Below are 3,480 nucleotides of genomic sequence, written 5' to 3'. Positions count from 1 at the left end.
TGCTGCAGGAAGTGGATATTGAAGAAGTTTCAAAAATTGCTAAGAAGCACAACCTCCTGCTCATTGTCGATAATACATTCTTAACGCCTTACCTCCAGCAGCCGCTGGACTTAGGAGCAGACATTGTGATCCACAGCGCTACCAAATATATTGGCGGGCACAACGATGTATTAGCCGGTGTTGTCGTTGCGAAAGGAGAAGAGGTTTGTGAGAAGCTCGCCTTCTTCCAAAATTCATCGGGTGCTGTCCTCTCCCCTTTTGACTGTTGGCTCTTAATACGTGGATTAAAGACCCTGCCGCTTCGTTTCGATAAACAGCAGGCAAATGCAAAGGCCATTGTTGAATTTCTAAGAAACGATCCGGGGATAAGAGAAGTCTTCTACCCTGGAAAAGGAGGAATGATTTCATTCCGTGTGGAGGATCCTTCCAGCATCTCTGATTTTCTTGAGAATTTGTCGGTTATCTCTTTTGCCGAAAGTCTCGGAGGAGTCGAAAGCTTCATTACGTACCCGGCAACGCAGACGCATGCGGATATTCCAAAAGAAGAACGGGAAGAACGCGGAATCTGTGACCGGCTGCTTCGCTTCTCCGTAGGAACAGAACATGAAGACGATCTGATTGATGATTTGAAGCACGCTCTCTCTGCTATTCAAAAGGAGGAAATACAATGAGGCCAGAAAACGATCAGTTGGAAACCCGATTCATCCACGGCTCTGCGAATAATCGAAGTCATCACGAACCGGCTACCGGTGCAGTGAATGTACCGATCTACTTATCCTCAACCTTCCATCAGGAAAGCTTCGATACGATGGGGCCATATGATTACAGCCGGTCCGGAAATCCAACGAGACAGGTGCTTGAGGATACGATCGCTAACTTGGAAGGCGGCGCAAGAGGTCTTGCCTTCTCCTCTGGAATGGCAGCTATCTCTTCTGCTTTCATGCTGCTTTCCGCAGGTGACCATGTACTCGTTTCCAAAGATGTCTATGGCGGGACATTCCGGTTGATCACCGAAATGCTTGGCAAGTACAATATCGATCACACTTTCGTTAACATGACAGATCTCAACGAAACCAGCCGGGCGATCCAATCCAATACTAAAGTTATCTATGTAGAGTCGCCGTCCAACCCTTGCTTAAATATCACCGATATTGAAGGAGTGGCAAAGCTTGCTAAAGCCCATGGCTGTTTAACCTTCGTGGATAATACCTTCATGACGCCGCTCTATCAGAATCCACTTGAGCTTGGAGCTGATATCGTCCTGCATAGTGCGACCAAGTTTTTATCCGGTCACAGCGATATCATTGCAGGGCTTGCCGTAACTAAAAATGAAGAACTCGGAGAGAGACTCGCTTTTATCCAGAACTCCTTCGGTTCTATTCTCGGCGCTCAGGACTCTTACCAGCTCATTCAGGGGATCAAGACACTCGGCGCACGGCTGAAGCAGTCGTCAGACTCAGCGCTTAAAATTGTCTCTCATCTGCAAGAGCACTCCCTGGTGGAAGAAGTGTACTACCCAGGGCTTTCCCATCATGCCGGTCATCCGATTCACCGGAGACAATCTACCGGAGCAGGGGCCTTGCTTTCTTTCCGGCTGGCGGATAAAGAAGCAGCCAAAGCGTTTGTGGAGCAGATCCGTCTCCCTGTCTTTGCCGTGAGCCTTGGGGCTGTGGAATCGATTCTATCCTATCCAGCCACTATGTCCCATGCAGCTATGCCGGAAAAAGAACGAGCGAAACGAGGTATTACCGATGGTCTGCTCAGACTCTCCGTCGGCCTTGAACACCCCGGTGATTTAATTGAAGACATTGAACAAGCTTTACAGGCAGTTGCCCGTACCAGACAGAAGGTCAGCGTGTCCCTGTAAAAAGGGCATTAGCTTTCAACTAATATAACTACGATTACAAAATGGAAAGGTTGTTGAATGAAATGAAACGATCATTAGAACAGAGATTACAGGATGGACCCGTTATTTGTGGAGAAGGATACTTATTTGAACTGGAGCGCCGAGGCTATTTACAGGCCGGATCCTTTGTACCGGAAGTTGCCCTTGATAACCCTCAGGCACTAAAACAAACGTATCGTGACTATATGCTCGCAGGCTCCGACGTCGTCTTGGCGTTCACCTATAACGGCCACCGCGAGAAAATGAGAATCATCGGTAAAGAGGAGTTATTAGAACCGCTTAACCGTCAGGCTATCCGTCTAGCTAAAGAAGTGGCGCAGGAACATCCAGAAGAAGAAGCGCTCGTAGCCGGAAACATTTCCAACACGAACTTGTTCAACCCGGATGATCCTGAAGCTGTTGAAAAAACAAGAAGCATGTTTGCAGAGATGATCGGCTGGTGTAAGGAAGAAGGCGTAGACTTTGTGAACGGTGAAACCTTCTATTATTATGAGGAAGCCCTAATTGCTCTTGAAGAAATTCAAAAACAAGGTCTCCCTGCTGTGATCACGTTCGGTCTGATGGGCGAGAATATCCTTCGGGACGGCTATGAGGTAGAAGAAGCCTGTCGTCTGTTAAAAGAAAAAGGCGCTCTTGTCGTCGGAATGAACTGCTTCCGTGGACCAGCTACCATGCAGCCCTATGTAGAAAAAATCCGTAATACAGTGGATGGTTATGTAGGCGCCCTTCCCATTCCTTACCGCACGACGGAAGAACACCCTACCTTCTTCAACCTGCCGGACGGTGGCTGCGCTTGTACACTTCCGACGGAAACGACGTTCCCGACGTCTCTCGATCCACTTTACACGAACCGCTATGAGCTCGCCGAATGGGCCAAAGAAGCACACAGCATTGGCGTGAACTACCTGGGACTCTGCTGCGGAGCTTCTCCGGCTATGCTCCGTGAAGTTGCAGAAACCGTAGGACGTACGGCTGTAAACTCCACGTATTCCCCGGATATGGAGAAACACTTCCTGTTCGGCAAGGACGATACACTGCAGGATCACATTACATCCTACAAAACGAAAGCATAAGTCAAAACGCCTGTCCGAAAAACCGGACAGGCGTTTTTTAAAGTTTTATTTATTCTTTGTAAGGAATGTCGTTTTCTTCGCACCATTCGATGGCAAGCGCGCGATAATAAACACTCTGATAATCATACCACTGATCAGCAACCCCTTGAGTCACAATCTGATCTTTAAACCTGCGGAAAGCGCCCTTCCCGCGGATCGCTTTCGATAAATCGTTACGAGACTGATTATCTTGAAGCGAGTCGATGAACGATTCCATCAGCTGATACTCATCAACATCAGAACAATCCGGTACTTGGGCATACCGTGTTTTATTCTCCAGAATATGCTGAGCTAAATGACGTTCTTCCCTTTCCCATTCTTGCAAATGGGAAAAGTCCTCCTCGTCTTCTACATCTTCTACCGCTTCATCACTAACGTGTACAATTTTCCCATCGATTTTATCTACCAGCGCCAAGTTGCCTTCTACCTGCAACTCGATGGCATCGGCGACTTCTCGTATGT

Annotated in this window: 4 protein-coding genes; 3 read left to right on the top strand and 1 reads right to left on the bottom strand. The window is 47.9% G+C overall.

All coding sequences use genetic code 11. The features are described 5' to 3' along the window. From WAM07_RS15660 to WAM07_RS15650, 3 genes are all read left to right on the top strand, one after another. Window positions 1-671: PLP-dependent transferase (locus WAM07_RS15660; RefSeq protein WP_422168322.1), on the top strand; the 671-nt coding region annotated here is incomplete at its 5' end. Then, window positions 668-1,867, top strand: coding sequence for a cystathionine beta-lyase (metC, locus tag WAM07_RS15655; protein WP_422168320.1), 1,200 nt, complete (start codon window positions 668-670; stop codon window positions 1,865-1,867). The genes WAM07_RS15660 and metC, both read left to right, overlap by 4 nt. Window positions 1,868-1,929: 62 nt before the next feature. After that, window positions 1,930-2,979 (top strand): homocysteine S-methyltransferase family protein, encoded by a 1,050-nt coding sequence (locus WAM07_RS15650; RefSeq protein ID WP_422168319.1) that lies wholly within the window; start codon window positions 1,930-1,932, stop codon window positions 2,977-2,979. Window positions 2,980-3,028: 49 nt separating this feature from the next. On the opposite strand, the gene WAM07_RS15645 is transcribed toward WAM07_RS15650, so the two are convergent. After that, window positions 3,029-3,480: UPF0158 family protein (locus WAM07_RS15645; RefSeq protein WP_422168317.1), on the bottom strand; the 452-nt coding region annotated here is incomplete at its 5' end.

The organism is Halobacillus sp., from assembly GCF_049282395.1.
Taxonomy (GTDB): Bacteria; Bacillota; Bacilli; order Bacillales; family Halobacillaceae; genus Halobacillus.
The sequence above is the reverse complement of the archived record's forward strand: the minus strand, read 5'-3'. Positions and strand labels throughout refer to the sequence as shown.

Bases quoted from the DNA above. Each gene is read 5' to 3' on its own strand.
- WAM07_RS15650 (WP_422168319.1), top strand. From the start codon at position 1,930: ATGAAACGATCATTAGAACAGAGATTACAGGATGGACCCGTTATTTGT.
- metC (WP_422168320.1), top strand. From the start codon at position 668: ATGAGGCCAGAAAACGATCAGTTGGAAACCCGATTCATCCACGGCTCT.